The 23590-nt window shown below is 46.0% G+C and carries 24 protein-coding genes, 2 tRNA genes and 1 riboswitch; of the genes, 18 read left to right on the forward strand and 8 right to left on the reverse strand.

Going from position 1 to position 23590, the window contains the following annotated elements:
- Positions 1 to 117: 117 nt before the first annotated feature.
- A complete protein-coding gene (locus tag AC0J20_RS21120) occupies positions 118 to 900 on the reverse strand; it encodes a hypothetical protein (protein ID WP_473023265.1) in 783 nt (260 codons plus the stop codon).
- A gap of 161 nt (positions 901 to 1061) precedes the next feature.
- On the opposite strand from AC0J20_RS21120, the gene AC0J20_RS21125 reads away from it, so the two are divergent.
- From AC0J20_RS21125 to AC0J20_RS21140, 4 genes are read left to right on the forward strand one after another with little or no spacing between them, the layout of a single operon-like run.
- Complete coding sequence (locus AC0J20_RS21125) at positions 1062 to 1502, forward strand: GNAT family N-acetyltransferase (protein ID WP_473023266.1); 441 nt, start codon at positions 1062 to 1064, stop codon at positions 1500 to 1502.
- 14 nt (positions 1503 to 1516) lie between these two features.
- Complete coding sequence (locus AC0J20_RS21130) at positions 1517 to 1858, forward strand: nuclear transport factor 2 family protein (protein WP_229527636.1); 342 nt, start codon at positions 1517 to 1519, stop codon at positions 1856 to 1858.
- Between the two features lie 12 nt (positions 1859 to 1870).
- A complete protein-coding gene (locus AC0J20_RS21135; protein ID WP_473023267.1) occupies positions 1871 to 2317 on the forward strand; it encodes a GNAT family N-acetyltransferase in 447 nt (148 codons plus the stop codon).
- Positions 2318 to 2365: 48 nt separating this feature from the next.
- Complete coding sequence (locus tag AC0J20_RS21140; RefSeq protein WP_473023268.1) at positions 2366 to 3298, forward strand: YbgA family protein; 933 nt, start codon at positions 2366 to 2368, stop codon at positions 3296 to 3298.
- 50 nt (positions 3299 to 3348) lie between these two features.
- On the opposite strand, the gene AC0J20_RS21145 is transcribed toward AC0J20_RS21140, so the two are convergent.
- Positions 3349 to 3738, reverse strand: a complete 390-nt coding sequence (locus AC0J20_RS21145; RefSeq protein WP_473023269.1) for a hypothetical protein — start codon at positions 3736 to 3738, stop codon at positions 3349 to 3351.
- A 131-nt stretch (positions 3739 to 3869) separates the two neighbouring features.
- Here AC0J20_RS21145 and AC0J20_RS21150 point away from each other — a divergent pair, with 131 nt between their 5' ends.
- Positions 3870 to 4625, forward strand: coding sequence for a Nif3-like dinuclear metal center hexameric protein (locus tag AC0J20_RS21150; protein ID WP_473023270.1), 756 nt, complete (start codon positions 3870 to 3872; stop codon positions 4623 to 4625).
- A 15-nt stretch (positions 4626 to 4640) separates the two neighbouring features.
- On the opposite strand, the gene AC0J20_RS21155 is transcribed toward AC0J20_RS21150, so the two are convergent.
- Entirely contained in the window at positions 4641 to 5378 is a 738-nt protein-coding gene (locus AC0J20_RS21155) for an ElyC/SanA/YdcF family protein (RefSeq protein WP_229527632.1), read from the reverse strand.
- 28 nt (positions 5379 to 5406) lie between these two features.
- Between AC0J20_RS21155 and AC0J20_RS21160 the strand changes: the two genes are divergently transcribed.
- Together AC0J20_RS21160 and lysC are read left to right on the forward strand one after the other, a co-directional pair.
- Positions 5407 to 6195, forward strand: coding sequence for a methyltransferase domain-containing protein (locus AC0J20_RS21160; RefSeq protein ID WP_473023271.1), 789 nt, complete (start codon positions 5407 to 5409; stop codon positions 6193 to 6195).
- A gap of 91 nt (positions 6196 to 6286) precedes the next feature.
- Positions 6287 to 6466: riboswitch (Lysine riboswitch) on the forward strand.
- 66 nt (positions 6467 to 6532) lie between these two features.
- Positions 6533 to 7882 (forward strand): lysine-sensitive aspartokinase 3, encoded by a 1350-nt coding sequence (gene lysC / locus AC0J20_RS21165; protein WP_473023272.1) that lies wholly within the window; start codon positions 6533 to 6535, stop codon positions 7880 to 7882.
- 4 nt (positions 7883 to 7886) lie between these two features.
- On the opposite strand, the gene AC0J20_RS21170 is transcribed toward lysC, so the two are convergent.
- Together AC0J20_RS21170 and AC0J20_RS21175 are read right to left on the reverse strand one after the other, a co-directional pair.
- Entirely contained in the window at positions 7887 to 8891 is a 1005-nt protein-coding gene (locus AC0J20_RS21170; RefSeq protein WP_473023273.1) for a 2-hydroxyacid dehydrogenase, read from the reverse strand.
- A gap of 34 nt (positions 8892 to 8925) precedes the next feature.
- Positions 8926 to 9414, reverse strand: a complete 489-nt coding sequence (locus AC0J20_RS21175; RefSeq protein ID WP_473023274.1) for a glutathione peroxidase — start codon at positions 9412 to 9414, stop codon at positions 8926 to 8928.
- A gap of 144 nt (positions 9415 to 9558) precedes the next feature.
- Here AC0J20_RS21175 and AC0J20_RS21180 point away from each other — a divergent pair, with 144 nt between their 5' ends.
- On the forward strand, positions 9559 to 10425 hold the full coding sequence (locus AC0J20_RS21180; RefSeq protein ID WP_473023275.1) for an NAD(P)-dependent oxidoreductase: 867 nt from the start codon (positions 9559 to 9561) through the stop codon (positions 10423 to 10425).
- Positions 10426 to 10461: 36 nt separating this feature from the next.
- On the opposite strand, the gene AC0J20_RS21185 is transcribed toward AC0J20_RS21180, so the two are convergent.
- Both AC0J20_RS21185 and sbcB read right to left on the reverse strand, forming a co-directional pair.
- Positions 10462 to 12117, reverse strand: coding sequence for a DUF342 domain-containing protein (locus AC0J20_RS21185; protein ID WP_473023276.1), 1656 nt, complete (start codon positions 12115 to 12117; stop codon positions 10462 to 10464).
- A gap of 101 nt (positions 12118 to 12218) precedes the next feature.
- Positions 12219 to 13661, reverse strand: coding sequence for an exodeoxyribonuclease I (gene sbcB, locus AC0J20_RS21190; RefSeq protein ID WP_473023277.1), 1443 nt, complete (start codon positions 13659 to 13661; stop codon positions 12219 to 12221).
- Positions 13662 to 13830: 169 nt separating this feature from the next.
- Between sbcB and AC0J20_RS21195 the strand changes: the two genes are divergently transcribed.
- The 6 genes from AC0J20_RS21195 to AC0J20_RS21220 all read left to right on the forward strand — a co-directional run bounded on the left by AC0J20_RS21195 (position 13831) and on the right by AC0J20_RS21220 (position 20358).
- Positions 13831 to 14037, forward strand: a complete 207-nt coding sequence (locus AC0J20_RS21195) for a dodecin (protein ID WP_229527625.1) — start codon at positions 13831 to 13833, stop codon at positions 14035 to 14037.
- A gap of 133 nt (positions 14038 to 14170) precedes the next feature.
- Positions 14171 to 14590: a CBS domain-containing protein gene (locus AC0J20_RS21200; protein WP_229527624.1), complete on the forward strand. Its 420-nt coding sequence runs from the start codon at positions 14171 to 14173 to the stop codon at positions 14588 to 14590.
- A gap of 80 nt (positions 14591 to 14670) precedes the next feature.
- Complete coding sequence (hrpA, locus tag AC0J20_RS21205) at positions 14671 to 18540, forward strand: ATP-dependent RNA helicase HrpA (RefSeq protein WP_473023278.1); 3870 nt, start codon at positions 14671 to 14673, stop codon at positions 18538 to 18540.
- A 161-nt stretch (positions 18541 to 18701) separates the two neighbouring features.
- On the forward strand, positions 18702 to 19001 hold the full coding sequence (locus AC0J20_RS21210) for a PilZ domain-containing protein (RefSeq protein ID WP_229527622.1): 300 nt from the start codon (positions 18702 to 18704) through the stop codon (positions 18999 to 19001).
- A gap of 94 nt (positions 19002 to 19095) precedes the next feature.
- Positions 19096 to 19371, forward strand: a complete 276-nt coding sequence (locus tag AC0J20_RS21215) for an acylphosphatase (protein WP_473023279.1) — start codon at positions 19096 to 19098, stop codon at positions 19369 to 19371.
- 12 nt (positions 19372 to 19383) lie between these two features.
- A complete protein-coding gene (locus tag AC0J20_RS21220; protein ID WP_473023280.1) occupies positions 19384 to 20358 on the forward strand; it encodes an NAD(P)H-quinone oxidoreductase in 975 nt (324 codons plus the stop codon).
- A gap of 12 nt (positions 20359 to 20370) precedes the next feature.
- On the opposite strand, the gene rnhA is transcribed toward AC0J20_RS21220, so the two are convergent.
- The gene (gene rnhA, locus AC0J20_RS21225) at positions 20371 to 20847 is read right to left on the reverse strand and encodes a ribonuclease HI (RefSeq protein ID WP_229527619.1); all 477 of its coding nucleotides are present in this window, start codon (positions 20845 to 20847) and stop codon (positions 20371 to 20373) included.
- A 153-nt stretch (positions 20848 to 21000) separates the two neighbouring features.
- On the opposite strand from rnhA, the gene dnaQ reads away from it, so the two are divergent.
- The 4 genes from dnaQ to AC0J20_RS21245 all read left to right on the forward strand — a co-directional run bounded on the left by dnaQ (position 21001) and on the right by AC0J20_RS21245 (position 23590).
- Entirely contained in the window at positions 21001 to 21708 is a 708-nt protein-coding gene (gene dnaQ / locus AC0J20_RS21230) for a DNA polymerase III subunit epsilon (RefSeq protein WP_473023281.1), read from the forward strand.
- On the forward strand, positions 21705 to 23192 hold the full coding sequence (locus AC0J20_RS21235) for a TIGR03503 family protein (RefSeq protein WP_473023282.1): 1488 nt from the start codon (positions 21705 to 21707) through the stop codon (positions 23190 to 23192). The genes dnaQ and AC0J20_RS21235 overlap by 4 nt, the downstream gene beginning before the upstream one ends.
- Positions 23193 to 23407: 215 nt before the next feature.
- A tRNA-Asp gene (locus AC0J20_RS21240) sits at positions 23408 to 23484 on the forward strand.
- A gap of 33 nt (positions 23485 to 23517) precedes the next feature.
- Positions 23518 to 23590 (forward strand) — tRNA-Asp (locus AC0J20_RS21245).

Consider the following 23590-nt stretch of genomic DNA (forward strand, 5'->3'; position numbering starts at 1 on the left):
TATTGAAATCTCCAATTTCTATATGCCTATTAGATCAAAGGCCTGGATCTGCGTCCAGGCCTTTTTCAACAGTCTGAAGCCTCTTCGGAGGCTTTTTTGTTTTATCGTAGCAACTTTCTATTGTCTAAAAACGCCAAACATTCGGGCCCGCTTAACCGTTTCCCTGGCCCCGTCTGTGGCGTACTGACTGTTAACTTTAGCATTGTCATTGGCAATTGAGGCACGACGCTGTAGTTGTAATTGATTACCTGCGGTATCTGTGCTGACGGTTGCCCCGCGTTTTTGCATCTCACTTTGCATCAGGGTGACAGCCCGTTGCTTTTGCGCCATATTGACATGATTGGTGTTGTCTCCGGGGAGCATTTTCTGAGAACTCAGATTGTGAGGGATCATGTGATCGCCATCGCCTCCTTTGTAATCTTTAAACATTCTGCTTTTGTCTGTTGGACTCAGGATGGCTCGCATGATTTGCGGTTGAATCTGTCCATTCAGGACTCTGTCAATTTGGTTTTCGGTAGAGTTGTGGTTTTCCATAACACGAGCTTTGTTCATCTCAGTGGATATCTTCGCATAATATCCGGCCTGGTCCTTATCGGTAGTAACGAAAGTGTGCCCTTGTGCCCGATTTTGATCTCCAATCGCAGCAGACATGCCTGGTCCGCCCTGTGCAAGTAAGCCTTGTTGATTGATTCGGTTTTGACCGTCTGAATGCACGCCATGATAAACCCTGAGGGCGTTATAGGATTGGTTTGCAACGTTCGCAACATGCGCCTGACGGGATTGATTGGCTTTATTGTCCAGTATTTGTCGGTTGGGGCCATTTATCATCTGAGCTTTGGCATCTCTGCGAGGATCCTGCGTTGGCGGAGCCAGGTTGCGTCCGTAATTGCCACGATTCATAGTCATACCTCCGTTTTGTGTTGGTAAATAAAGTAACCACTAAATGTGCAGGTAAAATGGAAGGTTAAAAAATTTCCGTGATGGTTTATGAAGCTATACCCATTTAGAATGAACTGTATCAATCAGGCTTAATTATTGACTTGCTGAGAGGTGTGGGAAATATGCAGGTTTCAATCCGGGAAGGCTCAGTTAAAGATGTGGCCGCATTGCAAAAATTGATCCCTGAATTTAGTAAAAAACACAGTGAAATATCAATATCAGAGCGACTTAAAGACCGTATCAGCCTTATTCTGATCGCCTCAGTTAATGGTACTGATGTTGCCTTTAAAGTAGGCTACCAGGTGTCAGATAACGAATTCTATAGTTGGATTGGAGCTGTTTTACCGCAATACAGGAAGTTGGGGGTTGCGCAGGCACTGCTTAGTCAGCAGGAGGCATGGGTGAAAAAGCATGTTGGACTCTGTTATATCAGGGTTAAATCCATGAATCAGTTCCCTGCTATGATGAGTTTACTGATAAATAATGGCTATCAGATTCATGGCTATGAGGACAATGGTAACATTACAAGCAGTAAGGTTCTTTTTATTAAACAGCTTCAATAACCGGACAAGAACATATGCATAAACTAATAGAAAAATGGTTTCAATGCTGGAATTCGGGTGAAATCGACGATTTACCTATAGCCGATGATTTTATCCATACCAGCCCCTTTGGCACTATCGAATCCAAACATCGTTACATGGAAATTGTCGCTAAAAACAAGCAAGACTTTTTAGGCAACAAACTCACCGTTATTAAATATATATGCGATGCTGATCAGGTTTGTGTGCAGTTCGAGCAACATAATAGTAACACCGGCCTGCAAATGACGGTGTGTGAATGGTATGAGCTTGAAGGTGATTACATCAAGAGTATTCGCTCTTTCTATAACGTCGGCAATGCGGTGATTCAAGGGTAATAGTTGCAAATAATGATAACAACGTTAGCACATCACAAACGGACTATTGCAGAGCAAATTCATTCTGTTTTCCAGGCGTCCTACAAATTAGAAGCTGAATTGATTCAGGCGCAAAACTTTCCGCCGCTAAAACGCACAGTTGAACAGATAGCACAATCAAATAATGTATTCATTGCTATGCAAGAGGGCAGGCAACTAAGGGCTGTGATTGAAGTGGAATTGGCATCCGATGTGCTGGAAATTAACAGTCTGGTGGTGGCTCCTGAGTTTTTTAGAAAAGGCATTGCCGGGCAACTGCTGCAACATGTATTTAGCCTGGGCGATTTTGAGAAAACCTTGGTAGAGACCGCCAGCAAAAATAAACCTGCTATCCTTTTATATGAGAAACACGGTTTTAAAGAAATTAAACGCTGGACCCCTGAACACGGTATAGAAAAGGTTGCTATGCTCAGGGCCTGAAGTTGATCTCTGAATTCTGATGATACGTAATACAGGCAGGAGGACATTATGATAAAGATTGGTACCAGTGCCTGTGTGGTAGGTGATAAGGTCAGGTTTGATGGTGGCCACAAGCGCTCAGCTTTTGTGGCTGGACACATTGTGACACATTATGAGCTTGTAAAATTTTGCCCGGAAGTGGGGATAGGGATGCCGGTTCCCAGACCGGCGATCCAGTTAAGAGAGGTTGATGAGCGGATTCGTTTAGTTGATTCTAAAACCGGCGAAAAAGATTACAGTGATGCAATGGCCGGGTACTTCTCTCGTCAGCTTGAACGCCTGCAAGAGCTTGATGGTTATATTTTGGCTGCCAAGTCACCCAGTTGCGGTATGGAACGCATCAAGATTCACAATGACGATGGAAAGTTGTTACACCGCGATGGCGTCGGTATGTTTGCCGCAGCATTGCAACAGGCTTTTCCGGATCTGCCAGTTGAAGAGGATGGTCGCCTGAATGATCAGGGGCTCAGAGAGAGCTTTTTCACCCGAGTAGAAGCCTATGCCAGGTTCAGGCAGTTGGTGCTTGAAAACATGCAGCCTTCTTCATTGATTGAGTTTCACACCTGTTATAAATATTTATTGTTAGCCTACAACCCTAAAATTTATTATGAGTTAGGGCCTGTGGTGGCTAATTGTCGTCAGGATTTTGATGCCGCTGTAGCTGCCTACCGCAGTAAGTTTATGCAAGCGCTATCTAAACCCACCACCCGAAAAAAACACACTAATGTGTTGATGCACCTGCAGGGGTTTTTCAAACAGGAGCTGGATAGCAAATATAAGTCGGAACTGACTGAGGAAATAAAAAAATATCACAGTGGCTACGTGCCGTTATTGGCACCGTTGACACTGATAAATCATTATTTGCGGGAGTTTCCAAACGAGTTTTTAGCAAAACAGGCGTATCTCAATCCATATCCGCTGGAATTAGGGTTGATGGCATAAAAAAAGCGCCGTACAGGCGCTTTTTCGTCATCTTCGCGTCTCGAGAATGTTTATCGAGGTAGCGTTGAGCCTGGATGCTCTTTGTCGAGCTTTTCATTCCAGAATGCCTTTACAGAAAAGCCTGACTTGTCTGCTTTAGCCTTTTTAGGTGCAGCCGCTTTAGGCGCTTTTTCTGCCTTTTTGGCTTCTTTTTTAGGTTCAGCTTTTTTAGGTTCAGCTTTTTTAGGTTCAGCTTTTTTCGGCGCAGCTTTTGGCGCTTCTTCAGCTTTTCCGCCTGCCAGCTCGTCAGCCATTTCGTCTAATTGTGCCAGACGCATATTTTTACCGCCGTCGACACTGTACCATCCGCCCTTGGCTTCAATTTCCGGCGCTTTGCCGTTTGCAGCTGTGTAGGCTTCTGTGAATTTAGCAATTACCTGATCTTTATCCAATTTACTCATATTAATCTTAACTATTTTGTTTTTAATACTTGAATGCGAAAATACAGCCAGTTGTTATACAGTGTTTTATAGCTAAAGTCTAATTTTCATACTGAATAGCGTTTTTTGTGACGAAAAACAGGGGAAATCGAATGAAAAATACGGAATTGTTGAGCTGGTTAAACCAGCGTTTGCAACCGCAGTTAATCAAGGACTATTGTCCAAATGGATTGCAGGTCGAAGGTAAATCCAAGATTCAGAATATTATTACCGGTGTAACCGCATGTCAGGCGCTGATTGATGCTGCGATTGAACATGGTGCCGATGCATTGTTAGTGCACCATGGTTTTTTTTGGAAAAGTGAAAATCCCGCCATCGTCGGTATGAAATACCAACGTATTAAAGCCTTGATAGACAATGGCATTAACCTGTACGCCTATCACTTACCCCTGGATGTGCATCCGGAATTCGGCAACAACAGTCAATTGGGAAAGCTTCTGGGACTTACCGATATTCACAGTGTTGAGGCGATAAAACCAGAGGGGGTTGTAATGCGGGGCACCAGTAATATCCACACCAGTGTTGCCGATTTTGCTAAAAACGTTGAACAGCGGTTGGGCAGAACACCAGTGGTAGTGGGTAATCTCAAACGCAAAATCAATCAGGTGGCCTGGTGTACCGGTGGCGGCCAAAGTTTTATTGAGCAGGCTGCCGAACATGGCATCGATATGTTTATTTCAGGTGAAATCTCAGAACAAACCACACACATCGCCAGAGAACTGGGGATTGCCTACCTGTCGGCAGGCCATCATGCCACCGAAAGATACGGAATAAAGGCACTGGGAGAGGTTGTCGCCCGCGAGTTGGCGCTGGATGTCAGCTTTATTGATATCGACAACCCGGTGTAAAGTTTTTCCGGAATCTTATTCAGTGAGCTTTTGCCAAAGTCGCCCTAAAAATTCGTAGGTCGCTGTCTCTGTTTTATGCAGATAATGCGCATCGGGGAGGTATTCCCTCAATAACTTTTCACCTTCTTCGCGGTGAAGGTGCCCGGTGGGCGCGGGGATGGGCGTCAGTTTTTGTTGTCGAAAGAACTCTATGGCGCGTGGCATGTGGCTGGCAGATGTGACCAGAGCAAATTTTTTATTGGTTAAGACAGGCGTCATAAGCTGTGCTTCTTCGCGTGTGTCTTTAGGGTTTGAAAAGACCGTAATGCGATGTTCACTGATCCCTAATGCCATGGCCAGCTCTTTATTGGTTTCTGCATTGCTCATGGGTTGACTGCCACCATAGCCACTAAACACAATACGAGCGCCCGGCTGTTGTCTTGCTATTCTGACTCCTTCGGTGACCCGGTGAAGTGAGCAGCTGTCTATCTGTGCGGTGATGGGAATGCGCCTGTCATTGACATGACCGCAGCCCAGAACCACGACGAAATCCACGGTCAGTGATTCGTCAAACTGTGCTATGTTGCCTTCAACCTGTTTGACCAGATAATCAGCAAGTGGTGGGGTGGTGACAGCTATCAGCAGCAAAACACTCAGAGATTGTAGCCAAATGGCGGCTTTGTGGCGGCCTTTTAGCATGAGCCACAAGGTAAAAAGTAAAATGATAACCAGTACCGGTAAAGGCTGTAATAATGCGCCTAACCATTTTTTCAACGTAAAACCTAGCATAGTTGTGTGATCAATGTCCGATAAAAAAGTGAAAAGCAAAGCGCCTGAGGGAAACAATGATACCAGTTTCGACCACATTGCCAGCAAGTTTGATAAAAATATTTATGGTACCACCAAAGGGCGCCTGAGGCATGAAATGCTATTGCACAATCTGGAATTTTTGTGGCCATTGTTGCCGCTACAGGCCAAGGCGCTGGATGCCGGAGGAGGCACCGGTGAATTTGCCAGAGAGTTGTTGAATCAGGGGCTGAATGTCACGTTAAATGACCTGTCCCGGGACACCCTGGAGGTGGCTAAAACCAAACTGAACGCCGGTGAAAACCTGACTTTGCAGCATGGCGCTATCCAGGATATCGATGAACAGCAGCAATTTGAACTGATAGTATGCCATGCCGTGTTTGAATGGTTGCAGGAACCTGAATCTGTCCTGCAAAAGCTGCTGCAATTATTGAATCACAAGGGGTACTTATCTCTGAGTTTCTTTAATCAAAACGCCAACCTGTTTGGCAACATTCTGTACGGCAATTTTGATCTGATCAAAAACGGGATGAAGCAAAAAAACCGACTCAGGTTAGCCAGTCACACGCCACTATTGCCCGCTACTGTGCTCGGCTGGTTGGCCAAATTACCCTGTGAAGTGATTAAAACCTCCGGTATCCGTTGTTTTCATGACTATTTAAAAGATAAGCAACATCAGGCGTTGCATTATGAACAGATTAAAGCGCTGGAATTAGCCCATTGCCAACAGGAGCCGTACCTGTGGTTAGGCAAATATTTTCATATCGTGATAAGAAAGAACTAAATTGTGCTTGCAACTGCAAGCGTAATTTCTTTTAATCTGCCTACTCGATTTTACGCCTGCCAGATACCTGTTCACCGGTATTCTCCTTGCGTATATCAGAAGAGGAGCGTTGGCCAGATAGTTCAACAGGGATAGTCTGTTTATCTTTGCTGTTTGAATGAAGGGGACCATCGCCGAGAACTGACTGCAATCAGACGGCAGTAAGTTTGGTTATTTGAGGTGAAACTCTGTAACTGTCACTCCATGGGCGGAGTGTTGGGCTTCTGGTATTGAAACGTTTGCTTAAAACGTTCCTGCCAGTGTTAAATTGCAATAATTCATTCGGAATACATTAATTATGACAGGACTGATAGTCGCAAAGTTTGGTGGCACAAGTGTCGCCGATTTTGACGCCATGTCTCGCTGCGCCAGCATAGTGGCAAGCAATCAGGATATAAAAGTTGTCGTCGTCAGTGCCTCATCCGGGGTTACTAATTATCTGGTGCGGTTGGCAAAAGGCAATATGCCCACCAACGAGCGGGATGCCATCCTGGCGCATATTGCTGATATCGAATTTTCTATTCTCAAAAAAATGGGTAATAAACCTGAGCTGGCTCAGGCTCTGGAGCATTTGCTCAATGAGCTGTCAGCGATCGCAAAAGAATCTGAACTGGCCAATTCGCTGGCGTTACAGGATGAGTTGTTGTCTTTCGGTGAGCGCATGTCGTCATTGCTGTTTGCTGAAATATTGCGCGAGCACAGCGTTCATGCTGTCAACTTTGATGTTCGTCAGGTGGTTAAAACTGACTCGTCATATGGCAAAGCCACCCCCGATATCGAACAAATAAAACATCAGGCAGAAACCCTGATATTGCCGGAATTGCCCCACAGTGTTTTTGTTATGCAGGGTTTTATCGGCTCCGACGAATTCGGCAAAACCACCACACTTGGGCGTGGCGGTAGTGACTACAGTGCGGCATTACTGGCGGAATCAGTTCAGGCATCAGCTCTGCAGATTTGGACGGATGTCAACGGTATCTACACCACCGATCCTCGATTGACCGCAAAAGCCCGGCCAATACCTGAAATCAGTTTTGATGAAGCGGCGGAAATGGCAACCTTTGGTGCAAAGATTTTGCATCCGGCAACGCTAATTCCGGCCATGCGTTCCAATATCAGGGTGTTTGTGGGGTCCAGCAGAGATCCTGAAGCCGGTGGTACCTGGGTAGCCTGGGAAACCGAGCACAAACCCGCCTATCGCGCCATTGCGCTGCGCAAAGAGCAGGTACTGTTAACCCTGAAAAGTCCTGCCATGTTACACGCCACCGGTTTTCTGGCGGAAGTGTTCACGCTACTGGCTAAACACAAAATCAGTGTTGATTTGATAACGACATCCGAAATCAGTGTCGCACTCACATTAGATGAACCCACGAATGGCAATAGCCGCAAAATTACTCCGTCTTTGCTGGCGGAGTTACGGGAAATCGGGGAAGTGGAAATCGAAGACGATTTATCTTTGGTGGCCGTTATCGGTAATCATTTACAGGCGACAAGAGGTGTAGGTGGTAACGTATTATCTGCGCTGGAAAAATACAATTTGCGTATGATTTGTCACGGTGCCAGTGCCCACAATCTGTGCTTCTTAGTCAGAAGTGATGATGCGCCAGGCATTGTAGAACATTTGCATCATTGCCTGTTCGACAACTAAAGGGTTAATCTGGCGCTATCGCTATCTGATTTTCAGGCCTGATAGTGCCGCTGTTAAAATCCAATAAGTTGTTGATTGTTGTCGTGGCAATTTCTGTCAGGGCTTCTTCGGTGAAAAAGCCCTGATGGCCTGTAATCACTACGTTCGGAAAAGTTAACAACCGTTGAAACACGTCGTCCTGAATAATTTCGCCAGATAAGTCGTTAAAAAATAACTCTGATTCCATTTCGTAGACATCTAACGCCAGGCCTCCTAATTTTTTCGATTTCAGGGCACCGATCACCGCTTTGGTATCTACCAGTCCACCGCGCGAAGTGTTGATGAGGATTGCGCCAGGTTTCATTTTTTCGATGGCACTGTCGTTAATCAGGTGCTGTGTCTCAGGCGTTAACGGGCAGTGCAGACTGATAATATCACAAGCGGATAACAAGCTTTGCAGTGGCTCGTAACGAGCCCCGCTTTGTAACACGATTTCTGATTGTATCGGGTCGTGGCACAGTAGTTTACAACCGAAACCTGCAAAAATACGCACTACAGCCTGCCCAATTTTACCTGTGCCGATGATGCCCACAGTTTTTCCGGAAAGGTTAAAGCCCAACAATCCCTGCAGTGAAAAGTTATTTTCTTTTACCCGATTGTAGGCTTTGTGAGTTTTCCGGTTCAGTGTGAGTAATAATGCCAGGGTATGTTCCGCAACCGACTCCGGTGCGTAGGCCGGTACCCGGGTAATGGTTTGACCAAGCTTTGCGGCCTGCTGAAGATCTACGTTGTTAAAGCCCGCACACCGTAAACTAATGTGCAAAATCCCGAAGCTTTTTAAGGTTTTCAGTACCGCTTCAGACAAGTTGTCATTTACAAAACAGTTAACAGCATCAAAACCGTCAGCAAGGGCAACAGTCTCAGGGCTTAATGCCGTTTCAAAAAATGTGAACTCAATAGCCGTGTCTATGGCGTGTTTCTGCAAAAACCATTGATCGTACGATTTTGCGCTAAACACGGCTACTTTCATCGTTTTCATTCCATGTATTTTGTTGCCTTTATCATCAGGCTTTAATGGCGGCTTCTATGTCTGATTTGATACTTTCGGGTTTAGTGTTGGGCGCGTAGCGTTTAATCGGCAGGCCATCTTTGCCAATCAGAAATTTGGTGAAGTTCCACTTTATGCTTTTACTGCCCATTAATCCCGGGGCTTCAGACTTGAGGTAGTCAAACACCGGAGCGGCATTTTTGCCATTGACTTCCAGTTTTTGAAACAGGGGAAACTTCACGCCAAAGTTGATACTGCAGAACTGCTCAATCTGTTCATTATCACCGGGTTCCTGATGACCAAACTGATCACAAGGAAATGCCAAAACTTCAAAATCTTCCCGGCTGTATTCATCATACAAGGCCTGTAAGCCATTATATTGCGGGGTGAAACCACATTTGCTGGCGGTGTTTACAATCAATACAACCTTTCCTTGATATTGTGCCAGGTTGATGTCTTCACCTTTATTATTTTTAACTGTGAATTGGTAAATGTTATCTGCCACGAGAGGCTCCTCGATGTTGTCATAGAATCAAGCATAGCGTTTTTATTGGCACTGTGCAGCGTAAATTTTTCCGCTTGAACTACAGGTGTTATTTAACGCAGAATGCGTCCTCGATGAAAAATTACAATATCCGGGTAGTTGAAAATGAGAAATGTTGCCTTTTTAGGTCTGGGCGTTATGGGCTATCCCATGGCGGGACACTTAGCCAAAGCGGGTTTTAATGTCACTGTCTATAACCGCACACCAGGAAAAGCTGAACGCTGGTGTCAGGAATACAATGGTACTGCTGTTACGACACCTGAAGAGGCCGCAAAAATGGCAGATATCATTTGTGTCTGTGTTGGCAACGACAATGACTTACGTCAGGTGATAATGGGTGACAATGGTGTTGTAAAAGGCATTCGGGAAAACACTATTGTCATTGATCACACCACCACCTCTGCCGAAGTGGCTAGCGAAATGGCACAAGAATTAGCGAACAAGCAGGTGGCTTTTTTAGATGGTCCGGTTTCCGGCGGCCAGGCCGGTGCAGAAAATGGAAAACTGACGGTTATGTTGGGTGGAAAAGCGTCTGTGTATGAGCAGGTAACGGAGGTGTTGGATGCCTATTCGCAATATCATCGACTACTAGGGGATGTGGGTGCCGGACAAAAGGCTAAAATGATGAACCAAATTTGTATTGCCGGCGTGGTTCAGGGCCTGGCTGAAGCATTGGCATTTGGTCAAAATGCCGGTATGGATTGCGAAGCCGTGGTTGATGTTATCTCCCGGGGGGCGGCGCAATCCTGGCAAATGCAAAACAGACATAAAACCATGTTGCAGGATCAATTTGATTTCGGGTTTGCTATCGACTGGATGCGTAAAGATCTGGGGATAGCACTACAGGAAGCAGGGCGCAATGGCAGTAGTTTACCGCTGACAGCACTGGTGGATCAGTTTTATGCTGACGTCCAAAACATGGGTGGTGGCCGTTGGGACACGTCGGCGTTGCTAAAGCGGTTGACTAAATAAGCTAAAAAAGCGGTGCTGATGCACCGCTTTTTCGATTTATCTGGTATTAGGATCGTACATCCACTGGTGACCTTCGTATTTAATCCGGGCCCGCGGATATTCCCGATCTGCTTTCCACGAACGGTTGTTGAGTCGTACCACCACGCCCGGGTAAATCTTGTTTTTTGCTTCCAGGCCAATAACTTCGACATATTCTTCTTTGGCTTTTTTAATTTCGATGATTTTTTCTTGCAGCCACTCTAAGGTTTTTTTCTCATTATTGAACAGATGAATCGCTTCGTTCACTCTGTCGGCCAGTTGTCTTGGAATTTTTTTGCTTTTGATAAAATTAATTTTGTCTTCATGGCTCTTATTGTTTTGTTGCAATTGCAGCCACAATTCATCCAGTTGATCTTTTTTCTCCATCAACTGGTTAAAGCCACCACTGAAATCAATGGACAGGGTACTGCCGGATACGGCGCCTAACGTGCCTGCTGAAATTTTGCCATAACATTCAATTTTACAGGCGAACAGGTTGCCATTTGGATTATTGATGGGGCCGGCAGTGACAGTGCCACGACAATTGATTTTACTGTAAGCCAGTTGTCGCCCTACAGTAACGTTGCCATTGCAACGAATATCAAGGCCTTGTCCATGGGCCACATGCACACTGCCTCCGGCTTCCAGTATGGTACTGTAATCGTCGGACGCTTCCTGATGCTTACCGGTTGCCCCTTCGGTGATAATAATATCGCCGCCGGCCTGAATAAATGCTGATTCAACAAAGCCATTAATGGTGATATCGCCGGTGGCGATGATTTGCATTTTTTCTGTGACATCGCCGTTAACCAAAACTGCGCCATCATAATTGACATTACCGGTTCCGACATTAACCCCTTTGCAGATAAAGGTGTCATCTACCCACATGCGATCCTGTTTGAATTTCGGCATGCCGTTTATTTCGGCGATCAATAGGTTTTCATCATCCGGGCTGATTTCAGTTCCCGAACCTGGTTTGAAACTGACCCAGGTGCCCGCTACAGGTTCTAACGGTGTGCCGGTAACTGTATAACCCTTTCGCCCTTCAGTGGGTTGTGCCCGTCTGGCCACAGGCGTCCCGGCTTTTACGCAAATAATATCGCCCAGATCGCGCATATCAACGCGTCCGTCTTTTTCTTTGGGCTTGAGAATGCGCTCCAGTGCATTTTCGACCAATGCTTTTACCCGGGAGTTTTTACCATTTCTGGCCGGTAATCCCATTGCAACAACATCATCCAGTACCGTGCCTGGAGGGGATTTTCTGGCTTCATCTGCCATCTCTACCAGCTTTTTCTTGCTCAGTCCGCGCACAATGCCCAGTTTTTTGGCCTGAGTTTGCAGGGCTTTAACCGAGGCTTGTTTGCCTGCCCAGGCCGACGTGATTACCAGATTTACCCGCATTTCGTCTTCAGATAGCCGAAAGTTGACTTGCGCGTCGCGTCTTTCACCAATGCGTTCTGTGATGGGGTCTGAGGTATCTACGCGTTGTGCGTTTTTAAATGTAGCAACAGCGGCAGCAATAGCTTCTTCAAAGATATAGAAGGTGTTGTATTCGCTACTTTTGACGAATGACATTATCGACTTCTCTTCCAGACGGCCTTCTATTTCTGATGGCATCAGCATCAGGTCAAGATACTCGTCGGTTGGGTCGATTTCTAAATAAATTCCATTCATTTGTTGTACCGCAGTGCTTTTATAATTTTAGAGTGACAGCTGACAGGATATCAGGCATCAAATGTTACCAACATATCGGCAATGTTTGGTAAAACTCAAGATTACAGCTGTTGAGCGTACTGATACAAGTCTTTTAGCAATCTTAATTTTTGTGGTTGCTGGCTATTTTCAGCGACCAATTGTTCCACTTCAAGCAGGTAATCGTTAAGTGTCAGGCTGGCTGGCGAACCGGGGTCGGTCAGTCGGTATTGGCGGTGCCGTTGCCATTTATCCAGTTCCTCAGCGTTAAACAAATTAGGATAGTTTCTGCCGCGATATCTGAACAACAGAGTATTGAGTCTGGGGTCGCTAAATTTCCCGGCAAATTTATCCAGCGACGCCGGTGCCGTATCCAGAAGTTGCTGGCAAAGTTGTTGATCTGCGTCGCTTAAAAACCCGCCACTGTATAAGGCGTGATCCGGGTCCTGCTGCGGGTTTTCTGAACCCTCGTAGAGTGCGGAGATCTTTTGCTCCAGACCCACTTGTTGCTGTATGAACTTCAGGTTCGAGAGGCATTGTTCCCGATCGATTCCCAGACGCTGGGCGTTCTCTTCCGTCAGCGTTTTGGCCGGGGCCACCACAGGACATTTGTTCAGATGAATGAGCTTTATCGGCAAGCGCGCCTCGCCCGGCGATAACTCATCGCTGCGCAGGTACATTTTGGCCTTTAATTCCTCAATGCTGAGTTCTGCCAACGGCTCAACCGGCAGGGCAAGGTTGATGCAGATAATGGCATTTTTATTGGTAGGATGAGGACAAAGCGGGGCAATCCAGGTGCAACAGCCGTGTTCAGAGGGCAACTTAGACGAAATGTGTACCAGCGGTGTTTTTAAGGCGGTATTAAAGTATCCGGCGACTTTGTTTTTCGCTCTGATGGAAAACAAAAACTCGTAGAGTTTGGGTTGCTTCTCTTTGATCAGTCTGGCCAGGCCAATTGTGGCGTAAACGTCAGACAAGGCGTCATGGGCGGATTCGTGTGCTATACCATTGGCTTTCGACAGAAGCTCCAGCTTAAAGGTGGGTTTGCCGTCATCATTGAATACCCAGTTAATACCTTCCGGTCGCAGTGCATAACAGGCTCTAACCATATCGATGATATCCCAACGGCTGTTGCCATTTTGCCATTCACGCGCATAAGGATTGAAAAAATTGCGATACAGAGAAAAACGGGTCAGTTCGTCATCAAAGCGAATGTTGTTGTAGCCGGTAACACAGGTAAGAGGACGACTCATCTGTTGGTGAATTTTCGCCATGAATTGCGCTTCAATCATGCCGTCACGCAACGATTGTTGCGGGGTAATACCGGTGATTAAACAGGCTTGCGGATGAGGAAGATAATCGTTGGGTATCTGGCACATCCAGTTAATTGGATCTTCAATGGGGTTGAGCTCAAGATCGGTACGAATCGCAGCAAACTGACTGGGATGATCTTTTTGAGGTTGAGCCCCCCAGCTTTCGTAATCGTGCCACAAAATGGAAGGTTGGGAATTTAACGCGTTGCTCACATTTAGCTGTCTGTAAGAATTCAAACATAAATTCAAACAAAAAAGCGCTTTCGAAGCAACTGATACTGCCCGGTTTACTGCTCTGTTATGGCGGTTTTAATGGGGCTGAGGTTTAGATTTCAGCAACATTGAACTATAACTTTAGCGAACAGTTAAATTGGAGAGTGTCATGAGTCATCATACCTATAAATTAATTGAGCTTACCGGCTCATCGCCTGAAGGTATGCAACAGGCGATAGAAAACGCCATCGCTAAGGCCAGTGAGACGGTGCACAATATGCGCTGGTTTGAAGTGACGGAAACCCGCGGTCACCTTGAGCAAGGAAAAGTGGCCCATTGGCAAGTGTCCCTTAAAGTGGGATTTACACTGGACTAATCAAAACCTGTATGAATATTGTAAAAATAGTTGTTATTCCCCGAAACTTGGGACTATCTTTACTGGTAAGGGAGTTAATCCCCGCTCCAATGCTTTACAGCGCTTAGAATCCATACTTATAAAAGGAGGCAGAATGGAGTCATTACAGGTTTGCGATTATATGAGTCGGCGTCCTGTTACGTTTACGACCGAAATGCCGGTTGCCGAAGCCGTCGAGAAGTTATTGCATAGCCATCAAACCGGGGGCCCGGTTGTTAACGAGAAAAAACAACTGGTGGGATTTTTATCTGAACAAGACTGTTTACGACAAATGATAGAGTCCAGTTACTATCGCGAGCAGGTGGCACGTGTAAAAGATATCATGATGAAAGACGTGTTATCGCTTAAACCCTATGCCTCAGTTTTAGAGGTTGCCCAGAAGATGATTTCTGAGAAACCCAAGGTATATCCGGTAGTTGACGACGATGGGGTATTATTGGGGAGTATTAGTCGTGCCCAGATACTCAATGCCATCGATATTCAATTGCGGGATGGTTACAAGCACGCCGGTTAAACCCGGTGCAATAAAAAACTGGCAATAGCTGACGCAATTTTCTAGGATCTGTCGCTCTTTTAGTGACAGGTTTCTAGATTTTGCCCAAAGTACAGTCTTTCCAATATTTATCCAGTCAGATTGATGCGTGTCGCATCAGTGATAAACATTATTTCCGTCGAAACATAGAAAAATTATCCGCGCCTGCTGACGGAGAGATTGATGTGCCGGATAAGTTACTGGCTGCCATCGTTAACAGCCAGCAATGGGTAAACCACAGACTGGAAAATCGTCCGGAGCTGAATTATCCGGAATTACCGGTATCACAACAAAAAGAGGAAATTTTAACTGCCTTGCAGCAGCATCAGGTGGTTATTGTGGCAGGGGAGACCGGCTCAGGTAAAACCACGCAGTTACCCAAAATATGCCTTGAGGCAGGGCTGGGTTGCAAAGGTCGGATAGGTCATACCCAACCACGCCGTCTGGCAGCCCGCAGTGTTGCCAGTCGCATTGCCGAGGAATTGCAATCGCCACTGGGGGAGACTGTAGGTTTTAAAATTCGCTTTACCGACCAGACATCAGAATCTTCCTACATTAAGTTGATGACAGACGGTATCCTGTTGGCAGAAATTCAGGAAGACCGGTTTCTGAGTAAATACGAAGTACTGATTATTGATGAGGCACATGAGCGCAGCCTCAATATTGATTTTATCCTGGGCTATTTGAAATCATTACTGCCCAAAAGACCCGATCTGAAAGTCATCATCACTTCTGCCACTATCGATCCTGAGCGATTTTCCAAACACTTTAACAATGCCCCAATGATTCTGGTAGAAGGGCGAACTTACCCGGTCGAGGTCCGCTATCGCCCGCTGATGAATGAGCGCAACGAAACACGCGACCAATTGGAAGGTATTTTGGATGGGGTCAAAGAGCTTTCGAAGGCGGGGCGGGGCGATATCCTGGTCTTTTTAAGTGGCGAACGGGAAATACGCGATACCGCGGAGTTTCTGGCCAACGCGAAATTAAAACACACGGAAATTGTACCCCTGTATGCCAGGTTGTCTGCGTCAGAACAAAACCGAATATTTCAGCCTCATCAAGGCCGACGAATTGTGCTGGCCACCAACGTCGCTGAAACCAGTTTAACTGTGCCTGGCATCCGCTATGTCATAGACACAGGGACCGCACGGATATCCCGTTACAGCTCGCGCAGTAAAGTGCAACGACTCCCCATAGAACCTGTGTCCCAGGCCAGTGCTAATCAGCGTGCCGGACGATGTGGGCGCGTTGCAGAAGGTATCTGTATTCGCTTGTACGATGAAGATGATTATTTGCGTCGACCTGAGTTTACCGATCCGGAGATCTTGCGTACCAATCTGGCCTCAGTCATTTTGCAGTTAACGGCATTGCGGCTGGGTGATATTGAGCGGTTTCCATTTGTTCAGCCACCGCAATCCCGAGATATTACTGCCGGGATCAAAATGCTGGAAGAGTTGCAGGCTGTCAGCAAAGGTAAACGCGGAATGTTGACGCTGACCGCAATTGGACGGGCAATGTCCCGGTTACCGGTTGATCCGCGTTATTCACGTATGTTGGTGGAAGCTGACAAACTGGATACGCTAAACGAAATCATGATTATCGTGGCCGGATTGTCCATTCAGGACCCTCGGGAGCGTCCTGCTGAATTTAAACAAAAGGCCGATGAACTGCACGCTCAGTGGCATGACAAAGAATCTGAGTTTGTCGCTTATTTAAACCTGTGGAAAGGGTTTCGCGAGCAACAGCGCAATATTTCTGGCAATCAGCTGCGCAAATGGTGCAAAGATCAGATGTTGAATTATCTGCGATTGCGGGAGTGGCAGGATATTGTTAGTCAGCTAAAACAGGCGTTTTCATCACTGGGGTGGGGGATAAAAAACCGTGCTGCAGATTTTGAAAGTGTTCATCGCTCATTGATCCCCGGCCTGTTAACCAATGCCGGATTTATGGAGCAAAATAAAGAATTTCTGGGAACCCGTAACAATAAGTTTGTGGTCTTTCCGGGATCAGCACTTTATAAGAAGCCACCTAAATGGTTGATCGCAGCTGAACTGGTTGAAACCAGTAAATTGTTTGCCAGAACTATAGCCAAAGTTGAGCCAAAGTGGTTAGAAGAAGCGGGTAAACACCTATGTAAATATCGCTATGCTGAACCATTCTGGAGCAAAAAGGCGGGCGCGGTTAAAGCAAAGGAATCCGCCACCATGTTGGGGCTGCCGGTGGTGAATCAGCGCACTGTGCTGTACAGCAAAATCGACCCCGCCACCTGTCGGCAGTTGTTTATTATGGAAGCGCTGGTAAATGGTGACACTAAATTAAATTTCCCGTTTCTGAGACTGAATCTGGAAAAAATCGCTGAAGTCGAAAATCTGGAAGAAAAAATTCGACGTCGGGATTTGTTGGTGGACGAACAGGTCCTGGTGGATTTTTACGACCAAAAGTTGCCTGAAAATATCTGTACTGAAGCGGACTTCAAAAAATGGTGGCAACGACAGGATAAAAATGAACAACAGCGTTGGCATCTGGATAAAGAAGACTTGTTCAAAAATGACGCCAGTGATGCCGGAGAGAGTCACTTTCCGGATCAATGGCGTGCCGGGAATCTGGTGTTACCTCTGGAGTATGCATTTAACCCGGGTGCAGATGACGACGGGGTCAGCTTAAAAATACCCCTACCTCTTTTGAATCAGGTAACTGAAGAACGGTGCGACTGGCTGGTGCCTGGGTTAAGAGAAGAGCTGGCCGTAACAATGATTAAATGGCTACCCAAGCAACTACGCCGCAATTTTGTGCCCGCACCAGATTACGCCAAAGGGGCTATTAACGGTCTGGAGGTAGAAGGTGATTTTAAGAAAGCCTTTACTAAAAAGCTGACCAGGATGAGTGGCGTAGTATTGTCTGATGATGTCTGGGAAGGTTTATCATTGCCGGCACATTTGCAGTTTAATTTTAAATTATATGATGAAAACGATAAGTTTTTAGGGCAATCCAGAGATCTGACATCTCTGAAAACCCAGTTTAAAAAGCACCTGAGTAATACCCTTAAGGCTGTCGCGACCCCTGACCTTGAGCGGAAAGACATACAGAGCTGGGATTTTGATGATTTACCTGCCCAGTGGACCAATAAAGATGCCGCTTATACGGTGAAGGCCTATCCCGCCCTTGTCAAAGAGGGTAACAAGGTTCACCTGAAATTGTTTGATGACGCCCACAAGGCTGCTCGTTCACACCAACAAGGTGTAAGACAACTGCTGATTAAACAATTGCCATCACCGATCAAATATCTGCAAGACAAACTACCTAACAAATCTAAATTGGGCCTGTACTTCAATCCGTTTGGTCAAATCAGGGCGCTGATCAGTGATTGCATTGACGCCGTTGTGGACGAAGCCATACAAAACTCAGCTTATGATTTGCGATCAGCGCATGGCTTTGCGCAATTGTGTCAGTCCCTGGCGGGCGAGTTAAACGATCAGGTACTGGACGTCGCCATTCAGGTAGAAAAAGGCCTTACCACGGCCCACGGTATAAGCAAAACCCTGAAAGGCAAAACACCGTTGAATATGATTAATGCTTTTGCCGATGTTAAAGGTCATTTAGCGTCATTAGTGTACCCCGGCTTTGTTGCTGATATTGGGGTTGAAAAGCTGAAAGACTGGAACCGCTATATTGAGGGGCTGGCAAGACGTCTGGAAAAAATTCCGGTGGACCCCATTCGGGATCGCAGTCAACAGTTACAGATTGAAAAAGTACAGCAGCGCTATGAGCAGGTGTTACAGAAATTTGCACGTGAAGTGAACGCACCAGAAGGTCTGGCAGATGTGCGTTGGCAGATTGAAGAGCTACGTATTTCACTTTTCGCTCAGCAACTGGGTACAAGTATGCCGATTTCATCTAAGAGGATCGAAAACTATTTAGACAAGTTCTAGTGATAGAGGTGCAGGCAACATTTTTTTTACATAGAATGATTCGCAGTTGCTGAGTTTGTTTGTTTTGTTCAATGGCAAAAAAGAAACAAACTCTGCGCTAACGGGAATGACTTCCCGGATAATAATAAAGTCGATGTTTCACTTAGCCAAGAGGTAACGCAATGCTGGGATACGACGACAAACGCGCTTTTTTCCGAATGATGATGAACTCTCCGTGTACGCTGTTAGTGAATGGCGATGGAGCCAAACAAAAGATCTCGGCCCTGTGTCGTGATATCAGTGCGACTGGTATGTCATTTGAAGTACCAGAAGCCTTGCAGGTTGGCGACGAAATGGAAGTGAATATTGAATCTACCAGTGATCAAATCTCTTCGTTGTGCGCTATTGTAAAGGTGGTCAGGCAGTTTGAAGAAAACGACAGTACTTTTGTGGTAGGTACCGAAGTTGTTCAGATGATGTAGCGTCAGTAACAATAACAACGGTTTCTTAGCTGCCCCTTAGACGCTACTTTACTGTAGTTGGGTGCATGTTCTCTCCTATCTTCATGGAATTAGAATGTCAAATTACGCCAAAAAAGCCATAGTATCAGGAAAGGTTCAGGGCGTGTTTTATCGTGCCACCACACGTGAAAAAGCACTTTCACTCAATCTTAGCGGTTATGCTAAAAACTTACCTGATGGTTCTGTTGAGGTGTTCGCCCAGGGGGAGTCAGCAGACATTGAAATGCTCATGGACTGGTTATGGAAGGGGTCTCCTGCCTCAGCTGTGAGTTCTGTGACGGTTTCTGATACGTCATTTTCCGACGCCCACACAACTTTTACTACCTGTTAAGAATGTCAAACGATGCAAATGCAGTTTTTGGATATTGATCCTGTTACGCAAACTTGTGATTTAAATTCCTGTGCTGCGCCCATTCCTGAAAAAGGTGAGGTGCTATGCCAGGTAAAGGCATTTGGCATTAATCGAGCCGATTTATTGCAAAAGCAAGGAAAATATCCAGCACCGGCTGGCGCGAGCCAGATTCTCGGCATGGAAGTCGCAGGGGTGATTTGCGACGTGGGCGCGGGTGTCGATCGAGCACTACTGGGCAAAACGGTTTGCGCTATGGTGACGGGCGGAGGATATGCGCAATATGTTAGTTTTCCCGCGGAACACGCCATTCCAGTTTACGATGATATGGCCATGAGCCATGCTGCTGCGATACCCGAAGTTTTTCTGACCGCCTATCAGGCACTATTTACCATTGGACAACTTCAACCTGAACAAAAAGTATTGATTCATGCCGGAGCGAGCGGTGTCGGCACCGCCGCGATTCAGTTGGCAAAGCAGGAGAGCGCTCAGGTAGCGGTGACGGCCTCGAATGATGTTAAGTTGCAGGCATGCGCTGATCTCGGAGCAGATATTCTGATTAACTATCGGCAAAATAGCTTTGATGAGGTACTAAAAACGCAGGGCTTTAACGCTGATATTGTGGTGGACGTGGTAGCCAATGACTATACCGGCAAAAACCTGAATATACTCGCTGTGGATGGAAAAATTATTCAGTTAGCTATTCTGGGGGGACGCTACGTTGAACAACTGGATATGGCGAAAATGTTGGCCAAGCGAGCAAGTCTTATCGCCAGTACATTGCGCAATCGCAGTGATCACTATAAAACCCAATTAATCCAACACTTTGTACAGCGATATTCGGGGGCCTTGCGCCGTGGTGCAATCCGGCCTGTGGTGGATCGGGTTTATTCCGTTGCCGATATCAATTTGGCTCATGAATACATGGCCAACAATAATAATATCGGCAAACTGGTGGTATGTTGGTAGCCGTACAGAGGGTCAGCTTTGTTCAGCCAGATAACCCTCATCCTGACGTTGATTGTCGTTTTCGGCTGCCTGACGTGCCAACTGGTCACAGCGTTCATTCTCGGGATGGCCAGAATGGCCTTTCACCCAATTCCATTGAATTGTATGTGGCTGACAAGCCGTATCTAAACGCTGCCATAAATCTTTGTTTTTAACCGGCTTTTTGCTTGCTGTTTTCCAGCCTTTGGCTTTCCAGCCCTTGAGCCAGGAAGTGATCCCTTGCCGGACATATTGACTGTCTGTGGTCAGGTTGACATTACAGCCGGTGTTAAGGGTTTCAAGTGCCACTATTGCAGCCAGTAGTTCCATGCGATTGTTGGTGGTCAACGCATAGCCTTTAGCCAGTTCTTTTCGGTTCTTTTTGTAAATCATTATTGCCCCATAGCCGCCCGGTCCTGGATTGCCCAGGCAGGAGCCATCGGTAAATATGGCAACATCTTTTTTAGTCATTGTTTTTTGTCTGTCTTTTTTAGCAGATCATAACCTGATTGTATTCATGCTGTCAGTCGTTGCGCTAAAATAAAGCTAAGCCCCTTGATTTATCCTTTCATCCTGGTGTTAGATCAGTGTATTGAGCTAGCGTCGTCAATGTATGGAGTTTTGATGCGTCAAATAGTATTAGATACAGAAACCACCGGTATAGATCCCAGACAGGGACATAAGGTAATTGAAATAGGCTGTGTAGAGCTGGTGAACCGCCGACTCACGGGCAATCATTATCACGTGTATATTAATCCTGAGCGCGTAGTAGAACAGGAAGCCATAGATGTCCACGGAATTACCAATGAGTTTCTGACCGATAAACCGGTATTCTCACAAGTTGTAGACGAGTTTTTAGAATATGTACGCGGTGCTCAACTGGTGATTCACAATGCACCGTTTGACGTCGGGTTCCTAAATCACGAACTGGCTTCCCTGGCGACACATAAACAAATTAAAGTCGATCAAATTTGCTCGGTGTTAGATACCCTTGAGCTGGCCAGAAAGCTCCATCCCGGGCAAAAAAACAATCTGGATGCTTTGTGTCGTCGTTATGGCATAGATAATTCCCACCGTGAACTCCACGGCGCCTTGCTGGATTCCGAGATTCTGGCAGATGTTTATCTGCAAATGACCGGAGGGCAAACACGTCTTAACTTATCAGGTAATGACAAAAGTGGAGAAGACGACCTCAGTATTCGCCGGTTATCAGGGGAACGCAAACCATTAAAGATTATCAGGGCATCGGCCGATGAACTTAAACATCATGAAGAGAGACTCGATATCGTAGAAAAAGAAGGCGGAAAATGCCTTTGGAGAACAGGACTTTGATAACCCGATTTGTTGCTTTACTTTGTATTGTTTTACTTTCTGTGCCTCACAGTTATGGGCAGCAGAGGGCGGGTAATGCAACAGATCAGCAAAATACCATTGACAGAAGCCCGTTGGTGGAACTCGGTAACGACTATTACAACGGCATAAAATTGCTGCAGAATCGCTTTCGTATCGATTACAAGGTTGATGAAATTACTATGATCTTCTTTCGTAAGTTCGGCTCAACACCGGTGGTGTTAGTGCGGCCTGACGGCAGTAAGATTTTTCAGAATATGGCAGATGATCTGGATATCGTTTGGTACGACTCCCAAACCTACGACATGATCAAAATTAAAAATCCCACCCCTGGCCCATGGCAGGCAGTGGGACAAATTTTGCCTGACAGTCGGGTCATGGTGGTCAGTGATATTCAACTGGAAACCAATCCACTGGCACCTATCATCTTTTCGGGTGAGATAATTAAGCAAACCGCCTACCTGACTAACGGTGGTCAGGCAATTGATTACAATGAGTTTCGTGACGTAGTACAACTCACCATGGAGTTTAAGAGTACCAATAACCCCAGCTACAACAACTTTGGTGCTCAAACAGAACTGATAGCAACCTTTCAGGACGATGGCAAAGGTATGGACGAAAGGCCGTTGGATGGCACCTTTACCGGACAGTTTAATCTCAGAATAGCCTCAGGTGAATGGACCCCCATTTTTACAATAGTGACGCCCATGTTTACCCGTCAAAAGGTGGGTGAAAATATCCTGTTGCTGGATAATCCCATTTCTATTGATGTTGAGCTGGATGAAGAAGGAGACGGTTTTCACCTTCTGAAAGTCGATGCAGACAGAAAAACCGTCGATATGTCCAGTTTACTGGTGGATGGTAAGGTGCGGTTCCCCAATGGCGATGTACAAAATTTCTCGATTACTGATATTACCGACAAAATAAGAACCCATGAGATTGTAAATTTTGAATACGGTGTATTCAGGGTCAAGTTAACGGCTTACGGCAACACGGTCGATGGGCGTGATTTTATTCTGGACGTGCCCGAATACACCTTCGTATTTGAAGAACCATTGTTAGAAACCAATCTGGAAGATTTAGACGCATTGCCTGAAGATGCACAATCGGCAGAAGCCCTGGCACTGCAGGAGTTAGAAAAGTTAAAAGCCGCGCCTGTGGAAGAGGAAGGTATGCCGCGCTCACAGCTCATGGCAATCGTGGTGGGGGCTAATTTGTTTATTGTGATATTTGGTGGCTTTATTTTGTGGTTTTTCCTGGGCAGAGGTAAAGCACCAAAAACAAAGAAACCAGTTGAGGTCGACAGGGCTGTACCCGAAACCAGCGGTGGTTCGTTTATGACAGAGCTGTTGGATAAGATAAAGTCCTTGCTACCCGGCAATAAAGGCAAAAGTGATGGTAAAAAACTAAAATCCGCGGATGATGCAACGGATTCCGGGATTATCGAACTGTCTATGCCTGACTAATAAACCGCCTCAAATTGGGGCTTATTTTGTCACTGAACAGAAATAAAACTGTAATCGTTTAAATAACAGTCTGTTAAAAGAAAATATCAAATAAAGTGGAAAAAAGCTGTTGACTCGACATACCTGAACCCGTATCATCTGCGCCGCGGTTGAGACAACGGGCTTGAAAAACAAGTAAGTTGTTGAAAGTAAAAAGATTTATTAAATCTTAATGCGGAGTGGTAGTTCAGTTGGTTAGAATACCGGCCTGTCACGCCGGGGGTCGCGGGTTCGAGTCCCGTCCACTCCGCCAATTTTACTTTCGTCTCGACTTCAAATTACATGCGGAGTGGTAGTTCAGTTGGTTAGAATACCGGCCTGTCACGCCGGGGGTCGCGGGTTCGAGTCCCGTCCACTCC

The organism is Planctobacterium sp. R6 (assembly GCF_055755215.1).